At 34.9% G+C, this 22,012-nt stretch carries 24 protein-coding genes and 1 riboswitch; all 24 genes read left to right on the forward strand.

The genetic code is table 11. The features are described 5' to 3' along the window. Positions 1-90, forward strand: a 90-nt coding sequence (locus DF281_RS14995) for an IS3 family transposase (RefSeq protein WP_338084919.1), incomplete at its 5' end; no start/stop codon positions are given. A 663-nt stretch (positions 91-753) separates the two neighbouring features. After that, the gene (locus DF281_RS06915) at positions 754-942 is read left to right on the forward strand and encodes a hypothetical protein (protein ID WP_109349528.1); all 189 of its coding nucleotides are present in this window, start codon (positions 754-756) and stop codon (positions 940-942) included. A 349-nt stretch (positions 943-1,291) separates the two neighbouring features. Further along, a complete protein-coding gene (locus DF281_RS06920; protein WP_109349529.1) occupies positions 1,292-1,516 on the forward strand; it encodes a type I restriction-modification enzyme R subunit C-terminal domain-containing protein in 225 nt (74 codons plus the stop codon). Between the two features lie 35 nt (positions 1,517-1,551). Next, a complete protein-coding gene (locus DF281_RS06925; RefSeq protein WP_109349530.1) occupies positions 1,552-3,174 on the forward strand; it encodes an SIR2 family protein in 1,623 nt (540 codons plus the stop codon). Positions 3,175-4,399: 1,225 nt separating this feature from the next. Continuing rightward, complete coding sequence (locus DF281_RS06930; RefSeq protein WP_109349531.1) at positions 4,400-5,662, forward strand: DUF262 domain-containing protein; 1,263 nt, start codon at positions 4,400-4,402, stop codon at positions 5,660-5,662. A gap of 5 nt (positions 5,663-5,667) precedes the next feature. Then, positions 5,668-6,747, forward strand: coding sequence for an AAA family ATPase (locus tag DF281_RS06935; protein ID WP_109349532.1), 1,080 nt, complete (start codon positions 5,668-5,670; stop codon positions 6,745-6,747). Positions 6,748-6,756: 9 nt separating this feature from the next. After that, positions 6,757-7,695 carry a hypothetical protein gene (locus tag DF281_RS06940; protein WP_109349533.1) on the forward strand — a complete coding sequence of 313 codons (939 nt, stop codon included), beginning with the start codon at positions 6,757-6,759 and terminating at the stop codon, positions 7,693-7,695. A gap of 440 nt (positions 7,696-8,135) precedes the next feature. Next, the gene (locus tag DF281_RS06945; protein WP_109349534.1) at positions 8,136-8,990 is read left to right on the forward strand and encodes a hypothetical protein; all 855 of its coding nucleotides are present in this window, start codon (positions 8,136-8,138) and stop codon (positions 8,988-8,990) included. Between the two features lie 124 nt (positions 8,991-9,114). Further along, positions 9,115-10,062, forward strand: coding sequence for a linear amide C-N hydrolase (locus DF281_RS06950; protein ID WP_109349535.1), 948 nt, complete (start codon positions 9,115-9,117; stop codon positions 10,060-10,062). Between the two features lie 61 nt (positions 10,063-10,123). Further along, positions 10,124-10,345 carry a DUF2829 domain-containing protein gene (locus DF281_RS06955; protein ID WP_109349536.1) on the forward strand — a complete coding sequence of 74 codons (222 nt, stop codon included), beginning with the start codon at positions 10,124-10,126 and terminating at the stop codon, positions 10,343-10,345. A 59-nt stretch (positions 10,346-10,404) separates the two neighbouring features. Beyond that, entirely contained in the window at positions 10,405-11,121 is a 717-nt protein-coding gene (locus DF281_RS06960) for a 3-oxoacyl-ACP reductase (protein WP_109349537.1), read from the forward strand. 155 nt (positions 11,122-11,276) lie between these two features. After that, positions 11,277-11,780 carry a QueT transporter family protein gene (locus tag DF281_RS06965; RefSeq protein ID WP_109349538.1) on the forward strand — a complete coding sequence of 168 codons (504 nt, stop codon included), beginning with the start codon at positions 11,277-11,279 and terminating at the stop codon, positions 11,778-11,780. A 61-nt stretch (positions 11,781-11,841) separates the two neighbouring features. Continuing rightward, positions 11,842-11,941: riboswitch (TPP riboswitch) on the forward strand. Between the two features lie 141 nt (positions 11,942-12,082). Beyond that, the gene (gene thiM / locus DF281_RS06970; protein ID WP_109349539.1) at positions 12,083-12,925 is read left to right on the forward strand and encodes a hydroxyethylthiazole kinase; all 843 of its coding nucleotides are present in this window, start codon (positions 12,083-12,085) and stop codon (positions 12,923-12,925) included. After that, on the forward strand, positions 12,922-13,221 hold the full coding sequence (locus tag DF281_RS06975) for an MTH1187 family thiamine-binding protein (RefSeq protein ID WP_109349540.1): 300 nt from the start codon (positions 12,922-12,924) through the stop codon (positions 13,219-13,221). The genes thiM and DF281_RS06975 overlap by 4 nt, the downstream gene beginning before the upstream one ends. A gap of 105 nt (positions 13,222-13,326) precedes the next feature. Continuing rightward, entirely contained in the window at positions 13,327-13,686 is a 360-nt protein-coding gene (locus DF281_RS06980) for a DUF3139 domain-containing protein (protein ID WP_166636097.1), read from the forward strand. Then, positions 13,679-13,876, forward strand: a complete 198-nt coding sequence (locus tag DF281_RS06985; RefSeq protein WP_240605523.1) for a hypothetical protein — start codon at positions 13,679-13,681, stop codon at positions 13,874-13,876. The genes DF281_RS06980 and DF281_RS06985 overlap by 8 nt, the downstream gene beginning before the upstream one ends. A 20-nt stretch (positions 13,877-13,896) precedes the next feature. After that, positions 13,897-14,604, forward strand: coding sequence for a DNA alkylation repair protein (locus tag DF281_RS06990; protein ID WP_109349542.1), 708 nt, complete (start codon positions 13,897-13,899; stop codon positions 14,602-14,604). A gap of 73 nt (positions 14,605-14,677) precedes the next feature. Beyond that, complete coding sequence (locus DF281_RS06995) at positions 14,678-15,184, forward strand: YehS family protein (protein WP_109349543.1); 507 nt, start codon at positions 14,678-14,680, stop codon at positions 15,182-15,184. A gap of 348 nt (positions 15,185-15,532) precedes the next feature. After that, complete coding sequence (locus DF281_RS07000; RefSeq protein ID WP_109349544.1) at positions 15,533-15,673, forward strand: Fur-regulated basic protein FbpA; 141 nt, start codon at positions 15,533-15,535, stop codon at positions 15,671-15,673. 88 nt (positions 15,674-15,761) lie between these two features. Beyond that, positions 15,762-17,588: an asparagine synthase (glutamine-hydrolyzing) gene (gene asnB, locus DF281_RS07005; protein WP_109349545.1), complete on the forward strand. Its 1,827-nt coding sequence runs from the start codon at positions 15,762-15,764 to the stop codon at positions 17,586-17,588. A gap of 49 nt (positions 17,589-17,637) precedes the next feature. Further along, positions 17,638-18,612 (forward strand): C39 family peptidase, encoded by a 975-nt coding sequence (locus tag DF281_RS07010; protein ID WP_109349546.1) that lies wholly within the window; start codon positions 17,638-17,640, stop codon positions 18,610-18,612. A gap of 22 nt (positions 18,613-18,634) precedes the next feature. Continuing rightward, entirely contained in the window at positions 18,635-19,849 is a 1,215-nt protein-coding gene (locus DF281_RS07015) for a carboxylate--amine ligase (protein ID WP_109349547.1), read from the forward strand. Between the two features lie 3 nt (positions 19,850-19,852). After that, on the forward strand, positions 19,853-20,578 hold the full coding sequence (cuyB, locus tag DF281_RS07020) for a cysteate racemase (RefSeq protein WP_109349548.1): 726 nt from the start codon (positions 19,853-19,855) through the stop codon (positions 20,576-20,578). A gap of 139 nt (positions 20,579-20,717) precedes the next feature. After that, entirely contained in the window at positions 20,718-21,992 is a 1,275-nt protein-coding gene (locus DF281_RS07025; protein ID WP_109349549.1) for a DEAD/DEAH box helicase, read from the forward strand. Positions 21,993-22,012 lie beyond the last annotated feature (20 nt).

A 22,012-nucleotide genomic window follows, 5' to 3' on the forward strand; every position in this document is an offset into this window, starting at 1 on the left:
ATGACGTATTACAATCATTATCGTGGTCAGTGGAATTTAAAGAAGCTGCCGCCTGTAAAATACAGACAGCAGCTTCAACAAGTTTCCTAGTCTTTTTCAAAATGTCCTTTACAAAGGGTACACTTTATATGGAATCGGGGGTTTGTTTTTTTGTTCCAATATTTACATAATTATAGTACGATTGTAATGGTTCGTAAGTTATTAAAGTTAGATGAATTTGAAAATAGGAGATGATTGTATGGAAATTGATCGTAGACAACAAGAGATTATTGCCCTTTCTAAAAATATTAACTTATCAACAATAGTGAGCAGGAGAAAGTAGCGAATAAATAGTAACGACTGACTGTACTTGAATTGAAACAGGTTCTAAATATTGTTGTGTGATTTCTCAAAAAGGCAATGAAAATAAAGTTTTTCCACATTCACTTAACAAAAGTGTAATCTCGATTACGATTCCATAAAAATAAATCAATTGTTAATTGCCAGACGTATTTCTAATGAAGTATACGGCGCATATTGAAGAAATAGTACAATATAACTCAAAACCGTAGAAAGTGAAGTTTAAGAAGATTGCTTTTATTTTAAATAGTTAGTCAGAGGTTGGTAAACAACTTCCAAGTTAGCTACTTTTAATTACCACTATAAGGTGAAATAAAATCTCTATCGCTTTTAAATACGTTTTCACGGATAATATAGTATATACGGTATTTAAGGGAAACGATAATACCAATTGAGGATGATGAATTAGCTAGTTTGCAATCAAATAACTCAACGAAACCAATTCGCCGTGTTGTAAATATTGCTGAGGCGCTTTCGAAGTTAGGGACAATACCGCAAGTATTAGCGCAAAAGGATGTCATCGACCAAGTACGAACAACAGAATTCTGGGAAACAGCATCATTAGCTGATTTAGAGAAGGTGCGTGTCGCGATGCGTGACTAAATCCGCTATATTGAACGTTCGAATCAGAAAATCTACTATACAAATTTCCAAGATGAAGTAATGTCTGTTGTCGAAAATGCTTCTTTTTAAACGTCAATGATCTAAAAAGCTATAGCAAAAAGGCCGAGCATTACTTAAAAGAGCATCAACACAAGGATACTTTGGCAATCTACAAGCTTCGTAACAATAAACCCTTAACGAAGCTTGATGTAGATTATTTATAACAAATCTTGTGGAAAGAGCTTGGTTCAAGGGAGCAGTACAAAAAAGACTATGGCGATACACCTGTTACAAAGCTTGTTCGTAAGGTAGTAGGGCTGGACGCCAAGCAGCTGTTGAAGCATTTTCTGTGTTTTTCTCAGAGCAAAACCTTAATCTCCAGCAATCGCAATTCATCGAGATCATCATTGATTACATCGTAAAAAAAGGTACACTAGAGCGCCAAGTATTGCAGCAAGACCCGTTTAGTTCAGTAGGTGGAATAATGGTTGTGTTCAAAGACCAGTTGCCAAAAGCGCGCGGTATTTTGGATATTCTTGAACGTATAAATCGGAATGCGGAGGAAATATCATAGCGAAAAAATGAGTGTTTAGTGAAAGGATGATTTTTATGGATATCGAAGATAAATTATTACTTCATTTGAGTAAAATTACAACAGCTCCTTTCCTTTTTATTGGATCTGGATTTTCTAAAAGGTATTTAGATACAGAAAGTTGGGAAGGATTGATTAGAAGGTTTTGCGAATTAGTTCCACAAGGCTTTGGATACTATAGATCTACCTCAAATAGTAAATGGGATATCGCTGCACAAATGATAGCAGAAGATTTTCATCAAATTTGGTGGAGTGATGATAGATATTCAGATAGTAGAAAAAAATTTGAAGAATATGCTACGAAAAAAAATAGTCCGCTAAAAATAGAAATTTCCAACTACCTAAAAAGTAAATCCTATGAGTATGGAATTGATAAGCAAAATGACATTGAAATAAATTACCTGAAAGAGGCTGTAATTGACGGTATTATAACCACGAATTGGGATACGCTGTTAGAACAAATTTTCTATGAAGAAGAAATGACTGTTTATATCGGACAAAAGAAGTTACTATTTTCTAATAATTTGGGAGTTAATGAAATTTATAAAATTCACGGTTGTAGTACAGAGCCAGATTCATTGGTGTTAACTAATGATGATTATGAAGAATTCACTAGTCGTAATGCTTATCTTGCTTCTAAACTACTCACTATATTTGTTGAACATCCAATAATTTTTATAGGTTATTCAATTTCTGACACAAATATTATTCAAATATTAGAATCTATTACAGCCTGTCTGGATTCCACTAATATTAATGATTTAAAGGATCGTTTAATATTTGTAGATCGTGCGGGTGGTGCAAGTGAGTCATTTCAAGAATCTACTATTACAATAAATGGACTAACAATTCCAATTACTAGAGTAGTTACAGACAAATATGAAAAAGTTTATAGACCCTTAACAACTATTAAGCGGAAATTCAGCACTAAAAAACTGAGACAAATGAAATCTGAAATGTACGAGTTAATAAAACATAATGATCCAAAAGGAAAAATGAAAGTTATCAATTTGTACGAAGGAGAAGTTGAAAACGATAATATTGAATTTGTAGTAGGTTTTGGGATGAATCATTTTGCTGAACAGATTGAGGGAATAATTGATTCAACTGATAGATTAAAGCCTAGTAAATTAAGACATTCTTCTATGGGATATATAACTTATTCTCGTACAGACTTATTAAAAGAAGTATTAGCGGATTATGACAAATTTAGTTATGACTATGATGAATTGTTAAAAAGGACACTTCCAGAAAAATTGAAAACAGATCACAATTTACCTGTAAATCGCTTTATTAAGTTTTCTAATATAACTGACATTGAAAATTTAGATCATAAAATAATTAAAAGAAAAAATATGAAAATAAATGATTTTTTAAATCATCAACAAAGAATGATGAAAAAAGAATTCGCTTTTGAGTGGCAATTTAATAGTGTTAAAGAAGTTTATGATGGCTATAATAATTTGGAAGAAAAATTCTTTTATATTGCTGTCTTAAAACAAGATAAAATTGATTTAGCAGAGTTAAGAGAAATTCTTTTACAGCACATTGATTTAGTAGAATCGAAAAACAGTGAAGGAGCCAACTTGAGGAGATTATTTAGTATTTATGATTATTTGGCTTTTGCCGATAGAAATTAAAGTATTACAAATACTTCAAAGGGGTTAGAAGTATGATTTTAGTTGAACTTGATAGTTCGAAAAGGGCAAATGATTTCAAAATGTGATAATAATCTCTATCTGTATTTAGCAAGTTATAGAACATAAGATTGCAAAGCCGACTTTGGTTGCAAATACTATGTACTTTCATTTTGCAGCATTACATCATCGATTGCCGAAAGAGTTGCATACAAATACTTATAGTGATGTTAAATTCTAATTCAACATTTTATGGTTTTTAGACTACAAGGAATTAGTACCAATAAAAGTAGTAAAAGGAATAGCTTTTTTAAACAGGTACTCGAAAAAGAGGGACTCAAAGATAGGATTGATATGCTTTAACAATTAGATGAATTGTATTCTGAATTGAATATAAATCAGGCATCCTCGGAACTTAAACAGGAAATTATGAAGGAAATAGCACAAGGGGGAAGAGCGACTGTGATATCCTTCCAACAATTTGAAGATATTGATTCTATCATAAGTATATAAAGTGTTGTGGGATAATTGGATATTTTGAGAGTGTTCCAGTTATTTTTGAATTATAGAGAATAAGTATTCAAGAAGTTGTTGAATTTCCTTTTAATGTTGAAATAGGTGAAGTGCAGGTATACAGTCAATATTTTCAACGATGAAATGTATTAAAAGTGCATGCAATTGATGATAAGTATGGAATCGTTGCTAGGATATCTAACCTTCAGTATGTGATGTAGGAGCGATAGATTCAAATGATTAAGAAAGAAAGTTATCCTTGTTTCTGTAGTTTGGTTTGCAAATAGGTAATATGGATAAGGAGTAGATTAATAAATCAACTTCTGTAGAATTGTATCTGATACCAGAGTGGTATGTTTTTTTATGTTTCATTATTCTTTCAGCAGATTTGTGAGAAGTCAAATGATTTATTAAAATGAAGGTGGTATTGGGTTACAATGGAATAATAAAAGTGATATTTTCCACCATCAATAAATTTGTTCTTAAATGATGAATTAAATTAATACGCCGCTTCATATGCCTTTCCGGGTATGTCTTCTCAACCTGCGCAGTCAATACTCCAGGCACTATGATGAAGTGAATAATACCTAAAATATGGTTTATGCCTATTTTTAAGGTAATTTGGTGTTAAAACTACTGTGATTTTATTATTCTTTTCTATATAATAACACCACCTATAATTTATAATAGACAATATTAGGGGGAAATAAACAATATGAATATTGATCAATGTACTAAAGAAGACTTACTTCGGTTAGAAGAAATCGCCATTAAACAGGGGAATGTAATAAACCTTTCAATAATACTGATTACTGTAAAACCAAAAGATGATGAGCTGCAAGATATCTTGAATTATTTTGAAGAAAAAAATATAAAAGTTATAAATTCAGATATCGAACCTGATTCTATTGATGAAAAAGAAAGTGATTCTACTGAAATGTATATTAAACCTTTTGATCCATCTAAAATTGATATAAAAATGGATAAAATGACGATTGATTCAATAATTAAAAGAATTAAGTATGGAGAACTAGAATTTGATTCAGATTTCCAACGCAAATCTGGACTTTGGAATATTGTTCAAAAAAGTCAATTGATAGAATCTATTCTCCTAAGGATTCCTTTGCCAGCTTTTTATTTTGATGCTTATAATGACGATAAATGGCTAATTATAGATGGCTTGCAAAGAGTTGGGACGTTGAAGGAATTTATCGTAGAGAAATCATATCAATTAAAAGGAATGGAATTTTTGCAAGACTTAAACGGACTGAATTTTGATAAATTACCTAGGTCATTTCAACGAAGAATTGAAGAAACAAATGTTAATGCATACCTTGTTAATCCGGCTACTCCTCCAAATGTAAAGTTTAATATTTTTAAAAGAATAAATACTGGCGGATTAGTTTTGGAACCCCAAGAAATTAGAAACGCATTATATCAAGGTAATGCAACAAAATTACTAAAAGAATTAGCAGATCTACCAGTGTTTACAAGTGCTACTGATCAAAGTATAAAAAAGGACAGAATGTTAGATAGAGAATTTTGTTTAAGATATGTAGCGTTTACTTCTTTAACTTTAGATATTTACAGTAACATCGAGGAATACCTTAATGCAGCAATGGGTTATTTAAATGAAATTGACGAAAAAGAATTACAGCGTATAAGTAATGATTTTAGTAGAAGTATGACATCGTGTAATCGGATTTTTGGGAAATACGCTTTCAGGAAAATGGCAGATGATGGAAGGAGGCGTCCTATAAATAAGGCAGTATTTGAAATATGGTCGCATATTACTTATAAACTAAAGGATAATGAAATTGAACAACTAATTAAAAGAAAAAGTGAAGTTCAAAGCGGATTTATCGAATTGTGTGGAAACAATCAGTTTTTGAATCTCTTAAAATCATCGAACCAGAGGTCGATAAAAAAGAGAATTGATGAGGTAAAAAATATGGTTACAGAATTATTAGTGAGGTGAGTTCAATGATAAAGAATATAACGTTAAAAAACTTCAAATGTTTCAAAGATTTGTTTTTGGAAATGGAAAATTTAAATGTTCTTGCAGGTGTCAATAGTAGAGGTAAATCTACGGTAATTCAAGCTTTGTTACTATTACGTCAGTCATATGATATGGGAGCAATTAATAAAGGTTTACATTTAAACGGTGATATAACTAATTTGGGGACTGGATATGACGTTTTGTATAAAGATAGTGAAGAAGATGAATTTGAAATAATAATCGAACAAAATGACAGCAAATATAAATGGAGCTATACTTATGAAAAAGATTCTGATTTTCAAAAATTAAAAAAAGACAATGAACTTGAAACAGATTCATTAAACTCGAACATATTCCAACCTACATTTGCTTATGTATCTGCTGAGCGAATTGGTCCACAAAGATTTTATAAAAAATCTTATCACGAGGTATTTGATAAAAATCAAGTGGGGTATAAAGGGGAGTTGTTTGTTGATTATCTTGCTGAAAGAGGTATGTTAGAAAAAGTAGAAAATAGTAGTGTGTTGCATAACAAAATTGAAAGTCAGATCTTAATATATCAGGCTCAAGAGTGGCTATCCGAAATAAGTCCTGGAATAAAGATCGGAACAAAAGACTATACAGGGGCAGGCATAGTAGGAATCGAATATGATGGGATTAATCCATTAAATGTAGGATTTGGATTAAGTTATGTAGCGCCGATTATAATTAGTCTCCTTAAGGCAAAAAAAGGTGATTTATTAATTATTGAAAATCCCGAGGCGCATTTACATCCAAAAGGACAACGTAAGATGGGAGAGCTAATCGCAAAAGCGAGTGCAGGGGGTGTACAAGTCATTTTAGAAACGCATAGTGACCATTTACTTAATGGGTTGCGATTAGCAGTCAAGCAAAATATAATCGATAGTAATTCAATTCGATTAAATTATTTTTATCAAGATATTGAAGAAAATAAATTGATTTATAAAAAGTGCTCTCCTGCAATTTTGAAAGATGGAAGCTTATCAGATTGGCCAGAAGGATTTTTTGATGAGTGGGAAAAAGCAATAGACGAATTATTTTAGGGGGATGTTATGTACGCAATATTTAATGAACTATCTGTTTCTTCAAGTGAAACTTTTGATAAAGAATATTCTAGAAGTACTATAAATGATTTTGTTAAACTGTTGCATAAAGTTAATAGAAAAATTGGATTTAAATCTCTAATTACTACTTCAGATTTCTATAATCTAAACGTATCTGCATATAACATAAATGATTGGTTAAATGATCCCTTAGTAGAGAGAAATCACAAAACTTTTCTTAGAACTTTTTATAATAAATGTACTTCTATTGATCATGAAAATTATTCTTCAAATGATTTTGAAATTGGTATTAATGATAAAATTGTAAATGGAATAGGATGTTTAGTTGCTTCTGAATTGAATGAAAGTGTCATAAGTTTAAAAACTGATACAATATGGCTTAAAGATGTTATAAAAGGAACTTTATTAACTTATGAAAATGATGAGATTATTAATGAAGAAAGAGAAATTGACAATATTTCTGAAGAAGCACATATTAATAGTGTAGAAGCTAAATTAATTCATAGTGAATTCGCCATGTTATCATCAGGACAAGACTTATGGGAAAAAAGAGAAAAGTTGTTTCCAAATTTGATTTTTTGCAGAAGTATTAAAGACCAATTATACAAAGATCCAGAAAGATTCCATATTGAACAAGTGGCGAAAAAACTACTGGGTTTACAACAATATTTCTCGAACTATAATGGAATATACAACCCGAATGAATTGGGGTTTAAAGCGAGAACCGAGTCTGAAACAGTAAAGTCCAATGATCATTTAAAAGGCCTAAGACTTTTTGAAAAACCAGATGGTACTCGGGAATATTTTTATGATCATATAGGATTTACGGGTAAGTATTGTGGTAGGATACACTTTTTCCCTGATAATGTAAATAAAAAGTGTTATATAGGATACATTGGGGTTCATTTACAGACAAAAAAATTTTAATTTCCAAAACATGGACTAACTCCACCGTTATTAGATAGTATACGCTTTTAGCCTTCCCGTTTAGTGTTCATATTTAGGAAGGTGGAAAATATGGATTAATACCCCAAAATAGTCATGTGGTTTTAGACATTAAGTATAGTGTCATTTGTGTAACAGAACATTTTGGTTACCAGGTTCTAACGTGATTAAGAATCCAGTTCAACTAAAAGATTTTGCAGTCGACTATGCTACATCTTTTTTATTGTCCAAGCTCAGCACTCCACACACTGTGAAGCAGTAGCGTGGTTGGAGTTAGTTTAATAAATGTTTAAGATAAACCCTCGAATCCTTTATGGAATCGGGGGTTTATCTTTTATTCCAACATTTAGATAAATATAGTACGATTGTAATGGTTCGTAAGTTATTAAAGTTAGATGAATTTGAAAATAGGAGATGATTGTATGGACATGTTAATTTCAAAGGAACAATATGAATCATTAAAAACGACTGGATTGGATTTTAAAAAACTTTCAGAAAAACATTTATCTGAAGAAGAAATCGAAGCGATTGGTTTTCAAACGACGCTTTCCAACAGTCCAGAAGATCATGGTAGTTTCGCTAACTATAGCAGCTTTGCTTATTGGAAAGACTCTGAAAAAAAGAAAGCTTCTGAGCAAGCGAAAGAAACAATTGAAATTCTTCAAAGTTGGGAGAAACTACAAGAAAATGAAATAAGTTTACATGCTGATTACATATTATTAGGCGTTAATGCAGGTTCATTCGGTATGGATGGAAAGGAAGAAGAAACATTTGAGCATTTTGAAATGTTTCAAATCCGAAGTGTTTTAAAAGAAGGCAAAGTAAGAGGTATTCCTAGTCCTATAAAATACAAAAATGCGTTAATTAATAATGGAGAAGAAGGATTATTTTCACAAAAATTAAAGGGAATGTATATGACTGATTTTATTAAAGGATTCCCAACTAGATTTGGTGGAGATATTAAAAAGAATTTAAAACTGTATGTAAAAGATCTTCATCCTAAAAAAGCTGATTTTGAAGAATTCTACACGAAATTTTGTCAGCTATTTGGAGATATTTTAGAAAATGAATTAAATTTATTGAAAAATCCAGAAGCGCCAGAATCATACAAGCAAACTCTCGTAATTATGGGGAAAAATCCAAAAACTTGTGTGATAAATGATTTCTTAAAAAGAAGTGAGTTAGATAAAAAATATAACATTATTAATATACCTCACTACTCAGCGCCAGTTAAACATACTGTAATTGTGGAATCATTTAAAAAGGTATTTGAGTAAACCGATAGAAATCAAAGACATCGACATAGTCCGATGTCTTTTTATTAATCAATAAATTCCTTTGTCATCCTCCCGATTTTCAGGGTATGGTATTCAGTAGAACGAGAATCGAGGAGGTCATATTATGTGTACGAGTATTACGTTGAATAGTGTGGATCAGAAATATCTGTTGGCGCGTACGATGGATTTCTCTTTTAATCTGGAGCCGGAGATGGTCGTGTTTCCGAGGGAATCGGCATTGAATTTTGATTTAGCGGAATCGCTTCAGCAGCATTATGCTTTTGCTGGATTGGCGAAAGATATTGGTAGTTATTATATTGCAGATGGAATTAATGAATTCGGCTTAACAGGGGCAGCACTTTATTTTGAAGGATGTGCGCATTATGCGAAGAAATCGACAAAGGATCAAATAGAAATCGCACCGCATGAAGTAATCATGTGGATGTTAGCGCAATATAAAACCGTAGATGAAGTGAAAAAAGCCTTTCATCAAATAACAGTTGTTGAAAAACCACTCGAATTTTTAGGAACTGTACCGCCGCTTCATTGGGTATTTTCTGATGAACAGGGGAATTCAATAATCGTTGAAATAATGGAAGATGGCTTGCATATTGAAGAAAATAATTTAGGTGTTTTGACGAATAGTCCTGATTATAAATGGCATATGACGAATGTGCGAAATTTCATCGGATTAGATCCTCATCAAGTAGAAGCGAGAACGATTTTTGGGCAGGAATTTAAACCATTCGGACAAGGGAGCGGCACATTTGGATTGCCAGGTGATTACACACCACCTTCTCGATTCATTAAAACATTATACAATAAAATCAGTTCGAAAAAGTCGGCAAATGCTGATGAGATGGTATTGAGCGCGATGCATATTTTAAATGGAGTAGATATTCCAAAAGGCAATGTCATTACGAATCGCCAGACAATCGACTTCACGCAATACACATCGTATATGGTGAACAACGACCGTAGCTACTTTTATCGCATGCATGATTCATTGAATATTATTCGCGTGAATTTACTTGATCATGATTTAGACGGTAACAATGTCATCATACTTTAAACATCTACCATCCTTTTCTTGTTATACTATGTATGAAATCAGTATGCAAAGGAAGATGAAAATGACATTTGAAGCGATTTTATCAGAATTAAAAGCAGGTAAGAAAATTATCCGTACAGGTTGGCATGGTGCGGAATTATATGTGAAATATGTGCCTGAAACGACTTTAGACGGTTTATCAATGAACCCTTATTTCGTCATCAATGTTACAGGCGAAGGCTATACGATGTTTACACCAACAGTTTGCGATATTTTAGCGACAGATTGGGCAATCGTAGAATAATAAGTAAAAGAACTGGCTTGATTAATTGAGCCAGTCTTTTTTATGGAGGTACATAGAAAATGACATTTGAAAATAAGAAAATATTGATCACAGGAGCAGCTTCTGGCATCGGCCAAGCGCAGGCAAAGGCATTTTTACAAAAAGGTGCAGTTGTAATAGGGATTGATGTAAATCCATCAACCATTTCACATGAAAATTATTCACATAAAGTTGGTAGTGTGACGGATCAGTCGTTTATTCAAGCAACAGTTACAGAGATTTCCGATGTCGATATTTTATGTAATACAGCAGGTGTACTCGATGGATTTGCGCCAACATTAGAAACGGATGAAGCACTATGGGATCGCATATTCAATATTAATGTGAAAGGGATGTATCATATAACGAATGCGGTTTTACCTCAGATGATTGCACGCAAAAAAGGCATCATCATTAATATGGCATCCATTGCAGGTATGATTGCAGGTGGCGGTGGAGCAGCATACACAGCTTCGAAACATGCAGTGATCGGTTATACGAAACAGCTATCCTATGATTATTGCAAAGAAGGTATTCGTGTGAATGGTATAGCACCTGGCGCGATTGATACGCCGATGAATGCGGCAGATTTTGAAGGTGACGGAGAGATGGCGAAGTCTGTAGCAGCAGAGACGCCAGCAGGTAGATGGGCAAAAGCGGAAGAAGTAGCGAATGTTACTTTATTTTTAGCAAGTGAAGAAAGTGACTATATGCATGCGACGATTATTCCAATTGATGGCGGTTGGATGAATAAGTAAGCAATGCAATATTGTAGTTGCTTTAATAGTATAGTAAAATGAACAACTGTAACACACTATGGCACTTTGGCAGGGTACTAGCACCCATGCTCCTTTGGTCATAGTTATGAGTAGAGTCGTGGAAAACACTTCTCTATAAAGGAGGAAATTTAATAATGCAAAATCCGGTTTCTTCTGCACGTCCAAATGTGCAGGAAATGACTAAAGTTGGGCTTGTAGCTGCTCTTTATGTGGCTGTGACGCTTGTTTTAGCGGTCATTAGCTTCGGGACGGTGCAATTACGTTTATCTGAGATGTTCAATTACTTGGTACTCTTCCATAAACGATACATTGTAGCTGTAACACTTGGAGTAGTTTTGGCGAACTTTCTATCACCATGGTGGTGGATTGACGTTCCAATTGGAGGAACGGCAACTTTAATCGTTTTAATTATTTGTCGTATAGTAACAAAAAATATGAAAAATCTCGTAATGAAATTAATCATTACAGGTGTTTTATTTACAGTATCCATGTTTACAGTAGCAGCTCAAATAGCGGTTATTTCAGAAGCGCCATTTTGGCCAATCTACGGAATGGTAGCTGTTGGTGAAGCTTTTTCTATGCTAGTAGGAGGCGTCACGATTTACTTACTTCAAAAGAAAATAAATTTTGCAAAGTAACAATGCCAATACGCAATTGACATGATTCATCTCAGTTGTTAATATTGGGTAAAATTGAATAGCATTATTGCGGGGGGACTCTTTTGAGTTGAGAAGGTTAAAACCTGACTCTTTGAACCTGTCAGTTAATACTGGCGTAGGGAAGCGATTCATTATATTTTTGAGCATAGCTGAATTGTGTTTTCCTAGTTTTTTATTAAATAGGGAAGCACTTTTTTTATTTCACATAATGAATTCACATCGATCAACCTCAGTTCTAATACTTATTCTTTTAACTAAATGTGATAAGAAGGGTGATAGAAATGGAAACGAAACAAGAAATTCAAAAAAGTATGATGCAAGCAGTAACAACAGTAAAAGAGACAAATCCAATGGCGGGTTCAATTACGAATACCGTGACAATCAATTTCGTCGCAAACGCACAATTAGCAGTTGGTGGTTCGGCAGCGATGGTATATTTACCTGATGAAGCAGCCTTTTTAGCCGAAGCTGGTGGAGCGACATATATTAATGTAGGAACAATTTTCCCGATTTATTCAGAGACATTACCTAGCGTAGCGAAGATTTTACATGAAAAACAGAAGCCTTGGGTTTTAGATCCAGTAGCAGTCGGTATTGGCTCTTTACGTACTTCATTATTACAGCAGTTCAAACCATTTAAACCTGCGATTATTCGTGGGAATGCTTCAGAAATTATCGCATTAGCGGGATTATGGGAGCTAGATGGAGGCGCTACGGAATCAAAAGTACGTGGTGTAGATTCGACGGACGAAGTGTTTGCGGCGCAACATGCAGCCATCGCATTAGCAAATTGGACAGGTGGAGCAGTCGCAGTATCTGGTGAAACAGATTTAATTACAGACGGTACTCAAGTGGCGATTTCAAAAGGCGGCTCTCATTTCATGGAGAAAATTACAGGAGCGGGCTGTTCTTTAGGTGGCGTTGCAGCAGTTTATGCGACAGCTACGACACCTTTCATTGCAGCGTTAACGGCGACAGCAGTTTACAATTTAGCTGGCAAACGTGCGGGGCAATTAGTCGACGGGCCGGGAAGTTTCCAACAACAGTTTTTAGACGAATTATATAAAGCAACAGCAGAAGAAATTGCAAATAATCCATTTGAAATGCAGGAGGTACTTGTATGAACACATTAGTAGCAGTAGCAATCGCTCCATTCGGTGTAGGCGACGAGCTTGCGAAAGAAGTAGCAGAAGTTGTGAAAGTCATTCGTGAATCAGGTTTACCAAATCGCACGACATCGATGTTCACTGAAATAGAAGGAGAATGGGATGAAGTGATGAAAGTTGTGAAAGAAGCAACATTCGTACTTGCTGAAAAAGGCATTCGCACAGAAGTTGTCTTAAAAGCAGATATTCGCCCAGGATTTACAGATACAATGAATGCAAAAGTAAAAAGAGTTAATAGTATTATTGGTGAATAAAAAACGGCAGACATTTCTTAATGGAATGTCTGTTTTTTCGTATTCCCACATCCTTTTTGGTATAATGGTCAAAATTGGTATTCGAGTTAAATGGAGGGGAATTGTATGAAAACAATCTTATCTATTATTGCAGCAATTTTAATTGTGGTGATCGGTTTTACCATCTATGTGAAGGATACATCGAAGCAGCAGAAAAGTAATGAGCGATTGGTGGAACGTACGGTCGAACAGTATTTATATGAAGAAAAGAAGTATAATAAAAATGAAATTAAAGCAATTTCGTATAAAAATAACGAGAAGAATAATGGCGAATACTTTAGTAATCAATCATCCGTGATTTTTTCGGATGAGCCGAATAATGAATATATTTACTATGTAAAAAAAGACGACAAGCGCATACAATTTATCGGGTTTGCATCGGTCGACCCGAAAATCAAACCAGCACATGAGAAAGTGAGTGATTAAAATCGAAGCAGCAAAAACTTGGCTCGCGATTCCTAAAGAAGTAAGGCGAGAAATCTTACAAAATACTTTTTGTTCAAAATGTTTTGTAACGGAGATGGAGAAGTTCACAATCCACTTAGACGGCGATCGACTAATTTTGGACGGACAATGCAAGCAATGTAAGGCAAAGGTGCGACGTGTAGTTGATTAATGAGAAAGTGAGTGATTAATATGGAATTTCAAGAGGTTATGACGGAATTAGAAGCGTTGAGCAAAGAGCGTATGAAGAAGATTTATATGTCGAATGGGGCAGTAGAACCTGTATTTGGTGTAGCAACTGGTGCGATGAAACCGATGCGTAAAATCATTAAAAAAGACCAAGAACTCGCAGAACAATTGTATGCGACAGGGAATTACGATGCGATGTATTTTGCAGGCGTAATCGCTGAACCAAATGCGATGACGAAGGAAGATTATAATCGTTGGATGGATGGCGCGTACTTTTATATGCTGTCAGATTTCGTAGTAGCCGTTACATTGGCTGAAGCTGAAATCGGTCAAGAAGTAGCGAATGAGTGGATTAATAGTGGTGATGAACTGCGCATGTCGGCTGGTTGGAGTAGCTATTGTTGGATGCTCGGTAATCGTAAAGATGATCAGTTTGAAGCTGCGAAAATTGAGCGTTTGCTTGAACAAGCACGCGATGAAATTAAGGATGCTCCTTTACGCGCTCAATTGTCCATGAATAATTTCATTTTCACTGTCGGACTTTCGTACAAGCCAATGCATGAAAGAGCGCTTGAAATTGCGGATGAAGTGGGCATAATCGAAATCGTTCGAGAGAAGAAGAAAAATACGATTTTAAATGCAGCGGAGAAAATTCGTGCGGAAGTCGAAAAAGACCGTATTGGATTTAAGCGTAAATACGTTCGTTGCTAAATGTTCATTAGCCTTTAAGCACATTAAATGATAAAATAATATGTCTTAGCATTTATTTAAGTAGGAGGCAATTATGACAAATAACGATATGATCATTCGTCTGCGCTATGCGTTAGATATTAAAAATACGGACTTAGTTGAAATGTTCAAACTAGGTGGCATGAAATATACAAAAGAAGAAGTATTAAATATGCTTCAAAAAGTGAAGGAAGACGAAGAACCACCAGCTAATTTCGTTGAAGTGACGAATGAAATGTTGGAGTCATTCCTAAATGGTTTAATCATCTTCAAACGTGGCCCTCAAAAGCCAAGAGAAGGTGCAGCGCCAACACCGACAGCACCGCCTGTTAAAGAAAGCGCCAATAATATGTTGCTGAAAAAAGTGAAAATCGCTTTAACGATGACGAGCGAAGATATGTTAGACACTTTATATGATGGCGGCGTAGTCGTATCAAAAGGTGAATTAGGTGCGATTTTAAGAAATCCATCACACCGTAACTACAAACCATGTGGCGACCGTTTTGCACGTAACTTCATTCGTGGACTAACAGTGCATTATCGTGACGCTGATAAAAAATAAAAAACGGACTGATTTGGCGCACAAACATCATTGTGCGAAAATCAGTCTTTTTTTGAATGTATGAACAAAATGGTGAAATCGCGCATTTTTTCTAATTTATCACTATTTATTAATAAAAATTACGTCATATAGGTTGTACAACACAGCGCTAAAGCATAAAATAAAAGTGTATGTACTTTTCAAATTTCTTAAAAAGGTTCTCCATTCACGCAACCTCAAAATTTTATAAATGTCCTATTCAGTAGAACTAAATTTTCCATTTGGTCCATACTGGAAATTCCGTTTATTGGTTGGGATTTAGGGTAATTATTAGAGGAGCAAAATGTAAGTGAGAAGGAGTTCTTTTAAATGAATAAAAAGCAAAGTGCAAAAGATGCGATTATCGAAAAATTAATGAAAATCGGCGTCTATAAAATACAGAATTTACAGCTTTACGAAGTACCGTTTATCGACTTAATGAAAGAATATAAAAAGTACGTGAACGAATAATGAAAAAAGCGAGAACTAATACAAGAAAAATGTTAAAATAGTAGATTGAAAAAGACATTGATCGTTACAGATAGGAGAATATAAATTTATGTGTGGATTTACAGGATTTGTAGGCGAAGTTTCTAACCCAGATGTAGTTTTAGAGAATATGATGAACCAAATCATTCACCGCGGACCAGACTCGGCGGGTGCTTATACAGATGGAGAGGCGGCACTAGGTTTCAGACGCTTAAGCATTATCGACGTTGAACACGGTAGCCAACCACTTTACAACGAAGACCGTTCTTTAGTATTAATTTTCAATGGTGAAATTTATAACTTTGAAGAAATTCGTGAAGACTTAGTGGCGAAAGGTCACACTTTCACAACACAAACAGATAGTGAAGTTTTAATTCACGGATACGAAGAGTACGGCCCACAATTAGTGCAAAAACTACGTGGTATGTTTGCGTTCATTATTTGGGACAAAAACAACAAAAAATTATTTGCTGCTCGTGATATGTTTGGTATTAAACCACTTTATTACGCACAAATGAACGGTACTTTAATGTTCGGTTCAGAAATCAAAAGTTTCTTACCGCACCCTCATTTCGAGAAAGAACTAAATGAAAAAGCATTAAAACCATACTTAACTTTCCAATACCCAGTATTAAATGAGACATTCTTCAAAGGTGTATTCAAAATGCCAGCAGCTCATTACATGACATTTGAAAATGGCAAAGTTGAATTAACACGCTATTGGGAACCAAAATTCAATCCAGAAGAGCGTCCTCTTGATCAAATCGTTCAAGAAATTGATGACACAGTTCGTGAATCAATTAAAGCGCATGAATTCTCGGATAAAGCAGTACAAGTTGGATCATTCCTATCTTCAGGTGTCGATTCAAGTTATGTCGCTTCAGTTTTAAAACCAGACAAAACTTTCACAGTAGGTTTTGCGGCTAAGAAATTCTCTGAAGTGGATAATGCACAAGAATTATCTAAAGAGCTTGGCATCGAAAACGTAAGTGAAGTACTTGATCCAGAAGAATGCTTCAATAAAATCGATGAAATTCAATATATGATGGATGAACCACATTCAAACCCATCAATCGTTCCTCTATACTTCCTAGCAGAATTAGCGCGTAAACACGTAACAGTTGTGCTTTCAGGTGAAGGTGCAGATGAATTATTCGGCGGTTACGAAGAATATGATGAATCACCATCAATGAATAAATACAAAAAAGTACCTAGTTTCATCCGTAAACCTGTAGGTAAAATCGCGTCAGCTTTACCAGAAGTACGCGGTAAGCACTTCCTTATGAAAGGTGGCCTACCTGTTGAGAAAACATTCATCGGGCAAGCACATATTTTCGAGGAACATGAATCTGCAGCAATCTTAAAACCAGAATTCTTAGATGCACCATCTGTAGCAGATATCGTAATGCCTGTTTACAGCAAAAACCCTAACGAAGATGACCTAACGAAGAAACAATTATTAGATTTGAATCTTTGGTTAGTGGATGACATCCTATTAAAAGCGGATAAAATGTCAATGGCTCACTCAATCGAATTACGTGTACCATTCTTAGACCGCGAAGTAATGAAAGTAGCTTCTAAAGTACCTTCTCGTTACCGTATTAATAGTGAAAATACAAAATATGCATTCCGTAAAGCTTCTGAAAGAGCATTACCAGAAGAATGGGCGAAACGTAAGAAAATGGGCTTCCCAGTTCCGATTCGCTTATGGATGCAAGAAGATAAATATTACAACCGCATCAAAGAAACATTCGAATCTGCAACTGCAGCTAAATTCTTTGACCAACAAGCGATTGTTAAATTATTAACTGATCACTACGAAGGAAAAGCGAAAAACCAACGTAAAGTTTGGTCAATTTACGTATTCCTAGTTTGGTATAACAAATACTTCGGATAAGATCAGATCGAGAGGATAAATAGCATTGTTTAAGAGAAGTAAAGTCATTTTGTCTTTGCTCCTCTTTTGCATTTTAGTGCTTGTTGCTCTAATAGGTGGATATTATATATTCCAATCTGCAAAAGACGGGCAAACTGAAAAATCCATTAAAGTCATGCTCGTTGAGTTTGCTACAGGATCGCCTATTTCTGATATGAAAATCGAAATAAAAGATAGTCAAACAAATGAAGTAATTATGGAAAAAACGGCGGATGCAAATGGCGAGGTAATCATTCAAGGACTTGTTCCTGGGAATAAATATCTCTTTGCTCCGTCTTCCATTTTTGATGATGGAACAGGCAGTGCTGCAGGTGTTGCGCAAGTTGTACAAATTGAAGATTCAACGAATTATGTTGTATTAGAAACGTATAATGTACGCGATCATAAAGGCGCAAATGTACCAATCATTATGCAAAACCCAATGTTTCCACATGGTTGTGAAATCACATCATTAACTTCTGTTTTACGATTTTTTGGTGAGCGTGTGACGAAGGAATCGATGGAACGTAATTATTTGATTAAAGAAGGTTTTAAACGTACGAATAATGAATGGATTGGCCCGGACCCTGCGAAGAAATACGCCGGTAATCCAGCGGACATTCATGATGGTATGTACGCTTTTGCACCAGTAATTGAGCAAACGGCGAAAGACTATATTCGAAAAACAAAAACAAAGCTTAAAGTCGAGAATATGACTGGCGCTTCTAAACAACAAGTACTTGATAAAGTAAAACGAGGCATTCCGGTTATTACTTGGGTGACACTGGACCTTTCAAAACCGATGATGAAGGACGGTTGGAAGATCAAAGGCACTGAAGAAACGATTCGCATGTACCGCAATTTACATGTAGTTGTTGTGACAGGTAACCAAAAAGGCAAAGTAATCGTAATGGACCCACTTAAAGGGTATGTTGCGTATGATGAAGATAAATTCTTCAAGAGTTTTAAAGAAATGAATTCACAGGCAATCGTGCTTGAAAAATAAAGAGAAAGCAGATGATTAAAAAATGGCTGAAAAATCATTTTTACCAATATTAATTGGCTCTGATATGAACGCTTACGGTATGGCACGCGCTTTTTATGAAGCGTACGGCATCAAAGCAGTTGTAATCGGACGTGCACATTTAACACCCACTCAAAACAGTAGTATTTTAGATTTCTACGAAGAGCCACAATTAAAAGAAGATTTCCTAGCGATTATGCAACGCACAGCGAAAAAATTCGCAGGTCAAAACTTACTGTTAATGGGTTGTGGAGATGATTATGTAAAATTAATTATCAAAAACAAAGACGAATTAGTAAAAGATTTCAAAGTGCCATATATCGATGAAACATTAATGGACAAGATTCTACTAAAAGAAAATTTCTATGAAATGTGTGAGAAGTATAACTTTAGCTATCCTAAAACAGATACGGTAACTGCTGAAAACTACAATAATTTCAATCCGGATTTCCAATATCCAATCATCATCAAAGCTTCAAACTCTGTTGAATACTGGGCTTGTTCATTCCCAGGTAAGAAAAAAGTTTTCGTAGCACATGATGAAGCGGAAAAAACGGCAATTCTAAAAGCAATCTATGCATCTACATACCAAGATACGATGATTATCCAAGAATTCATTCCTGGTGACGACTCGTATATGCGTGTATTAAATGCATATGTAGCTACAGATGGCAAAGTGAAATTAATGTGTCTAGGTAATCCAATTCTTGAAGAACACTCTCCAGAAGGTATCGGAAGTTACGCTGCAATCATCACAACTTTTGATGAAGAAATCATGGATCAAGTGCGTTTCTTCTTAGAAGATATCGGTTTCGAAGGGATCGCCAACTTCGATATGAAATACGATTACCGCGATGGTAAATATAAATTATTTGAAATTAACTTACGTAACGGTCGTTCTAGTTATTACGTAACGGCAGCTGGCTATAATTTAATGCAATATGTTGCAGACGACTATATGTTGGGTAAAGAACAAGAGTTAGTTTATGCGGATAATGAACATTTGTGGACAGTCATTCCAAACGGTGTATTATTCAAATATGCTCAAAATGAAGAATTAAAAGCAAAAGCGCGTCGTTTAATCAAAGAAGGTAAAGTGACGAACTCACTATTTTATAAAGAAGATATGAATATGAAGCGTTGGTCAAAACTAACATTGAACAGCTTGAATTATTATCGTAAATATAAAAAATACTTTAATAAGAAGGGTTTGTCATAATCTATGAATAAGAAAACATTAGGTATTATTGGAGGCGTAGGTCCACTTGCGACAATGCTTTTAGGTGAGATGATTGTCAAAAGAACTAAAGCTTCAGCAGATCAAGAGCATATGCATTTTATCATTGATAATGATACGAGAATACCTGATCGTACAGCTTATATTTTAGATCGTGAACAACCAAATCCACTGCCAGTTATGATACAAGATGCAGGCAAACTTGTAAGTGTAGGTGTGGATGTCATCTGTGTTCCTTGTAATACGGCACATTATTTCTATGACGAATTAGCAGATAACACGGCCGTGCCGATTTTGCATATGATTCGTGAAACAGCGAATAAAGTGAAGAGTTTACAAGCGAAAAAAGTTGGTATTTTAGGAACAAAAGGGACGTTATCGACGAATCTCTATCAAGATTCATTGAGGGAAGTTGGCATTGAACCTGTCGTACCTGATGATGCCGTACAAGATTTATTAATGGAAATCATTTATGACTATGTGAAAGCGGGCAGCTCGATTACGAGAGAGATGTGGAGCAAAGTTGAAGATGCGATTATGGCTCAAGGTTGTGACCATGTTATACTAGGTTGTACAGAATTATCAATCGTCAATCGTGAACTATCATTAGATCAAGATACAAGATATGTTGATGCACTTGTTACTTTAGCAGATCGAACAATCGAATATTGTGGTTACGAGCTTGCACAAAAAAATGCTGTAAATCGATAAAACTAATTTTCAAGGCAGACTGTTGAGTATCGCTTCTGAGGTAATTGCGGAATGGTAATGAATCATCATTAACGCTATACTTTATGGAAGGATCAGAGACAGTCTGTTTTTTATAAAGAAGAAAGAAGGTAAAAAATTCATGTCATTTTTAAATGAATTAAAAGAAGAAATCCAAAACAAATGGAAGTTTGAAAAAACAACGCCAATTCAAGATGCAATGATTCCAGCAATGTTAGAAGGTAAGGATGTTGTAGCGGAATCACCAACAGGTACGGGTAAAACTTTAGCTTACTTACTACCATTATTACAAAAGGTTGATGGCACGAAGAAGAATACACAAGCTCTAATCGTCGCTCCTTCACAGGAATTATGTATGCAAATTACAGATGTAATTCGTGATTGGGTTGCTGGTACACCAGTAACTGTAGTGCCGTTAATTGGTGGCGCAAATACTGCTCGCCAAATCGAAAAATTAAAGAAAAAACCGACAATCGCTGTAGGTACGCCAGGTCGTTTAAATGAATTAGTGAAAGCTAAGAAATTAAAACTACATGAATTACATTACATCGTTTTAGATGAAGCAGATCAACTTTTAGGTCGTGAATCTCGTGTCATGATTAAATCATTCATCGACGGTTCAAATCATGATCGCCAAGTAGCGCTAGTTTCTGCAACGATTACAGAAGATATTGATGCATTGGCTGACGAATGGATGAAAGAGCCAGTTCGTCTGAAAGTTCGTCTTGAAGACATGCCAGACCAAGGTAAAGTAGTTCACTCATTTATGAAAGTAAGCGTTCGTGAAAAAACGGACTTATTAAGAAAACTTTCATATATTGAAGGATTACGCGGTTTAGCATTCGTAAATAACTTAGACCAACTAATAATGAAAGAAACAAAACTTCAATATTTGAATGCACCGATCGCAGTTCTTCATGCTGAAATGAAGAAGGAAGAACGTAAAAATGCATTGGAATCATTCCGTAAAGGGAAAATCCGTATTTTAATCGCGACGGATGTAGCAGCTCGTGGATTAGACATTTCAGGCCTTACTCATGTTATTCATGTCGATGTACCTCATAACCAAGAGCAATATTTACACCGTTCTGGGCGTACAGGTCGTGCAGGAAAAGACGGCGAAATTCTAACGCTTCTAACTTCTTTTGAAGAAAAAGAATATAAGCGCTATACACGTGAATTAGACGATAAACCAGAAGAACGTATTCTTAAAGGTGGCGTATTGGCAGCTGGTAAAGGGGAATTCCCTCACGCTTCTCGTAAACCGGAAGAATTACGTAAGAAATCTTACAATAAGAAAAAAGGCAGTTACGGTTCAAAACCAGGGTTTAAAAATGAATCTGGCGACAAAAAGCCTTATAATAAGACACAGAGAAGCTTTTCTAAAAAGAAATAATTTACAAAGGGGTTTGTGAG

The sequence above is a fragment of the Kurthia zopfii genome (assembly GCF_003143955.1).
GTDB lineage: Bacteria > Bacillota > Bacilli > Bacillales_A > Planococcaceae > Kurthia > Kurthia zopfii.